The sequence below is a fragment of the Mycobacterium sp. E3298 genome (genome assembly GCF_001666895.1).
Classification (GTDB): domain Bacteria; phylum Actinomycetota; class Actinomycetes; order Mycobacteriales; family Mycobacteriaceae; genus Mycobacterium.
Genome location: NZ_LZJB01000185.1, coordinates 1 through 4,963, shown reverse-complemented (window position 1 = coordinate 4,963; position 4,963 = coordinate 1). Strand labels below are relative to the sequence as shown.

The following is a 4,963-nucleotide window of genomic DNA, read 5'->3' as shown; positions in this document are numbered from 1 at the left end:
CCGCGGTGAATGCGAGGATCGCCGCAACGACGACCTTCGTGACCAGACGTGACATGACGGCCTCCGCTCATCCGACCCCCTTGTCAGAACTATAGGTCGAACGCGCCACTATTTCAATCACTGTTGAAATATTCGCGATCTCCGGGCATAGTTCGAAGCGGGTTCGAGGGTTTACAGCACGAGCGCTGAGGCGAACGAGTTTGACTGCTCTATCGTGGCTTTCCTGGCGCGCGCGAGGGCAGTCGCCGGTACGAAGCGTCCATGATGGCGATGCCAGGGAGAAGGGGAGTCACGTGACGTCGAAGGTTCCGCCGGTCAGTGTCGCGCGAGCCGTCGAACGGGTCCGCCACCAGTTGTCGCGGCTGCGCCAACGCTCCGCTCCGCCCGCGGCGGTGATGATGGAGTTGATCCTGAACGCTTGGGTCGCGCAAGCGATCACGTCCGCAGCGGACCTTGGCGTGGCGGATGCCCTGGCGGGCGGCCCGCTGTCCGGCGACCAGCTGGCAGACCGGATCGGCGCCGACGCCGACGCCCTGAGGCGGCTCATGCGCGCGTTGATCGGCATCGGGATCTTCCGGCAGCGCCGTGACGGGCGCTATGCGCTCACCCCACTGGGGGACACGCTGCGCACCGACGCGCCCATCTCGATGTCCGGGATGGCGCGGTGGGTCGGATCGCCGCAGCATCGCGAGCACTGGAGCCACCTGACCGATGCGATCCGGACCGGGAAGGCGGTCATCCCAGAGCTTCGCGGCAAACCGGCCTTCGAGTACCTGGCCGAGGAAGGGGAGCTGGCGGAGATCTTCAACACGGCCATGACCAATGTGTCCGAATTCGCGACCGTGCCTTTGACGGCCGCCTACGACTTCGATGCCTTCGGCACGATCGTCGATGTCGGCGGCGGACACGGTCGACTGTTGGCGGCGATCCTGCAGACGGCTCCGAATTCGCGCGGGGTGCTGTTTGATCTTCCGGAGGTCGTGGCGGGCGCCCCGGAGTTGCTTCGCAAGTACGGTGTCGACCACCGCGTCCGGATCGAAAAGGGCTCGTTCTTCGATTCCGCACCGGAGGGCGGCGACGCGTATGTGCTCAAGAACGTCATTCACGACTGGCCCGAGGACGACGCGGTGCGCATCCTCACCAATGTCCGCGCCTCAGCTCGCGCCGGTGTGCGCCTGTTGCTCTGCGAGTTCGTCATTCCCGAGCACGACCGCGACTTCCACGGCAAGTGGGTGGACCTCGAGATGCTGGTCGTCGCCGGCGCTCGCGAACGCACCGCGGACGAATACGGCCGGCTGTTCAACCAGGCCGGTTTTCGCTTGACTCGCGTCGTCGAGACCGTATCGCCGCTCAGCATCATCGAGGGAATCGCGGTGTAGCTCATCAGCACGGCGGAAATATGCGTTTTGGCCGCATACTTCATATCTCGCATCCGGAGAGCGCGTACGTCCCCGATCTTCAACCACCATCCGCGTTGGGCTCAGGTGCGACTATCTGGCCGCTTCTAATCAGAACGTCGGTGGCCTTTTGCCACCTGTCCAGCTGCACCGGACTGGTGAAGCCATCGGGGAGGTGCCGGTCCAGATGCGGACGAACGATAAAGATGCCCAACACCAACACCATCGGGTTGAGCGCCACCCAATCGGGATCAAGGCCGGGCCGCACCAATCCCTGTTCGGCGAGTTGATCCCAGTGGCCCCGACCGATGCCGACCAAACCGTCGAAGACCCGCACACCCATCGGCGTGCAGTCGACCACAGCGCGGCACATGTAATCGATGACATGCGCGTGGTTGGAAACTAGTTCGGTCACCCGCTGTGCGACAGCCGAGACCGGGTCCGTCGGGGTCTCCGGCAAAGGGCTGGCCAACGACTGGCCCAGCACCGCCATCACGTACTCGTCAACCGCCGTGATGAGGTTCCCCTTCGTCCTGAAGTGATGTTGAACCAATCCGATTGACACGCCGGCAGATTCGGCGATCATCCGCAGCGAGGTCGCCTCCGTACCGTGCACGGCGAAAGTCTTGAGCGCAACGTCGCGAATACGGTCCGCGCTGGACTGGTCGCCCCGCCGGGGCGGACCGGGAGACACCACTTCGCGAAACATTGCTCCAACCATAGACACAGGGGCGAACCCGTGCCACAATATGATCGCATTGTCACGCAATAAATACATATTGTTTGGAGCTGGACAGCGAAGCGAGCGCGGTTTTATAAAAAGTCTCGCTGTAGCGTCTCGGGCGCTACGCCCGAGAACATCATCACAAACGAAAATCAAAAAAACTGGCGATCGGAGGTCACACTTATGACTGCCGTTGATGCACGTATAACGACTGCTGACAGCATGGCCGACCGGGGAAGTACACCGCGGCCGAGTCGTAATGTCAGCAAGGCAGTGGCGGCCCTTCGACACCTTTTGTTTCTGACCGTCACGCCTGCGCTGAGGATCGTCAACCTGACGGTCCCTAGAAGGTTTTCACTGGTCGAGACGACACCTTTCATCGATCCCACCCAGTTCGAGTGGCACGACCATGTCATCTCCAAGTTGAGCAAGGTGCAGGGCGAATTGAGGGCTCTGCTGTCAGCCCCGGAGACAATTCCAAACCATCAAGAAATCGTCGAAACGATCGCTGCAATATCAAACGACGATAAATGGCTCAGTTACTTTTTTTACATCTATGGCCGGCGCTTCGATAAGCAGTGCGATGAATGTCCGGATACTGCTCGGCTGCTGCAGGACATACCCGGGATGAAAACCGCTTTCTTTTCCATTCTGTCACCGGGAAAGAATATTCCTCCGCACCGAGGTCCTTACCAGGGCGTCATGCGCTATCACCTGCCGCTCGTGGTGCCCCAGGATGGCGAATGTGGAATCCGCGTCGGTGACGAGACCGCCTCTTTTCAGGAGGGCGTGGCGCTGATGTTCGACGATACCTACGAACACGAGGTGTGGAACAACACCAAGGAAACCCGCGTCGTGCTTTTCCTCGATATTGCGCGACCGATGAAGTTTCCGTTCGACATCTTCAACTCGGTGATGATCACCCTGATGGGCTACTCGCCCGTCGTGCGTCGAATGAAGAAGAACCAAGCCGCATTCGATCGCGCGCTTGCAGATCCTGCGTGATCCACGGGACGAGGAGCCACAGCCCGCGGTCGGGTAAATCGAAATGGAATCGGCCCGACCGCGACGCGGGCGGTGAGCGGGGGGCCGTTAAGCTCGAGCGGCGTTGTTGGGCATGCGATTCGACGATACGCGCTCCTTAGAGGAGCGCTACCTCGACACAACCCGTGATCGCCAGTCGTGTGGAGGCACTACTGTAGCGAACCTACTGGGATAACCGGACTGACGAGCCGGAAAACGAACTTGCCGCGTTCCATGAACCGTCGCTCGAATGTGCCCTCGATCTGCCTGCCGTCCAACTGGCCCGCCAGTACGAGGTGGTCCTTGTCTGGCTGGGTCGCGCGCAGTACGACTTCGGCCGAATCCGATTCGGGCTTGCGCAACTTGAGCCGATCCCGGTCGATCTCGAGATGCCAGGTGGTGGTGTAGCCCCCCGGCACCTGGCTGACAAATTTGACCACCACGCCGAATTGGGGCACCTTGGTGCGGTCGGCGATTGCGACATTGGTCCACGGCTGTGGATTCGTCTGGTTGAGTGCCGCTTCGCGTCCATCGATGGTGAAGGACGTTGCGCGCCAAACTCCGTCGAGTGTCGAGGTGGGGGTGTTGTAGGCGGTGAACAACTTGGCGTCCCACATTGCGCTGAACACCAGCAACGACCCGGCGATACCGAACTTGGCGACCACGCCGGTTCGTCGCAGCCAGCCTTTGCCCGCACCGAGCGGCACACTGGGCACAACTGGACGAGTCTCTCCGCGATTGAAGACCACGCGCGCCAGATTCGGCCAATACGGTGACGCGATACCAATTGCTATCAACAACAATTCGCCGACTGCCAGTTTGACCGGCACGTCGTAAGTCATGTTGAGCAATAGCACCTGCGCCAGCGCCATCGCCGACCCGAGTGCACCGAGCAGCTGCGTACGGTTCCACAGCAGTAGCAATCCCGACACCAGCTCAATCAGCCCGGCAGCGACTGAGTACGCCGCGGAGGCACCCATGAAGCCCCACAACGTGTCGAACAGGCTGGTGTCGCCCGTTAACTGCAGCTGGTGGTGGGGAAGGGTCATGAACCCCATCTGGACGGGAATCACCTTGGCCAGCCCGTAACTGATCATCACCAGGGCCAACCCGAAGCGCGCGAACACGATCAGCGAGGCGGCCAGGCGTCGATAGTCGGAACGCCCGCGATCCATGATGGTCCACACCGTGGTAATCAGCAGCGCCAGCACCATCCCGCCGAGATGCGAACACCAGAACCACAACACGTCCGAGCCAGCCGACTTGGCGATCTCGATCCCACGGCCTCGGGTCAGGTAGCTGCCGATCTGCGCGAGTAGCCAAATTATCGGTTCGAGTGGGTGCCGGCCCACACTGTCTTTCACCACGCTACCGCCACCGACGACGAAGAGCATGCCGACACCAATGGTGAAAAGCAGCCGGAAGCAGAGCTTCTCGAGCCACGTCCACGGCGGCGCGACTCCGAGGGGAGCGGATGTTTCGGCGGCCGGGACCGGCGATCGCGCCGTGGTGGTCACGGCAGCGATTGTAGGGTGATCGCCTCCGAATCTGTTGAGATATGAGCGATTCGGGCGACCTTATCAGCGTAGTGATGCTCCTCCCGCGAGGCGACGCCTGGGTGTCGGCGTCCCTCAAGCCGCTTGACGCTTTGCGGGTCGAAATTTCGAGGTCGTGGCGGTGTATCCCGGCGCCGCCGTTCAGGACGCGATGAACGAGAGCAGATCCGGGTTGAGCACATCCGCGTGTGTGGTCAGCATGCCGTGCGGGTAGCCGGGATAGGCCTTCACCGCGCCGTTCTGAAGGAGGTCGACCGCCCGGG

At 61.6% G+C, this 4,963-nt stretch carries 4 protein-coding genes and 1 pseudogene; 2 read left to right on the top strand and 3 right to left on the bottom strand.

All coding sequences use genetic code 11. The annotated features are described in order from the left end of the window. Positions 1 to 293 precede the first annotated feature (293 nt). Entirely contained in the window at positions 294 to 1,379 is a 1,086-nt protein-coding gene (locus A9X05_RS08795; RefSeq protein ID WP_067780661.1) for a methyltransferase, read from the top strand. 79 nt (positions 1,380 to 1,458) lie between these two features. On the opposite strand, the gene A9X05_RS08790 is transcribed toward A9X05_RS08795, so the two are convergent. Then, entirely contained in the window at positions 1,459 to 2,106 is a 648-nt protein-coding gene (locus A9X05_RS08790; protein WP_067780659.1) for a TetR/AcrR family transcriptional regulator, read from the bottom strand. 198 nt (positions 2,107 to 2,304) lie between these two features. Here A9X05_RS08790 and A9X05_RS08785 point away from each other — a divergent pair, with 198 nt between their 5' ends. Further along, a complete protein-coding gene (locus A9X05_RS08785; protein ID WP_082970917.1) occupies positions 2,305 to 3,126 on the top strand; it encodes an aspartyl/asparaginyl beta-hydroxylase domain-containing protein in 822 nt (273 codons plus the stop codon). Positions 3,127 to 3,314: 188 nt separating this feature from the next. Here the strand turns inward: A9X05_RS08785 and A9X05_RS08780 are convergent, their stop codons facing one another. Next, a complete protein-coding gene (locus A9X05_RS08780) occupies positions 3,315 to 4,661 on the bottom strand; it encodes a hypothetical protein (RefSeq protein WP_067780655.1) in 1,347 nt (448 codons plus the stop codon). 180 nt (positions 4,662 to 4,841) lie between these two features. Then, positions 4,842 to 4,963, bottom strand: a pseudogene (locus tag A9X05_RS32665) (alpha/beta hydrolase); the annotation flags it as partial.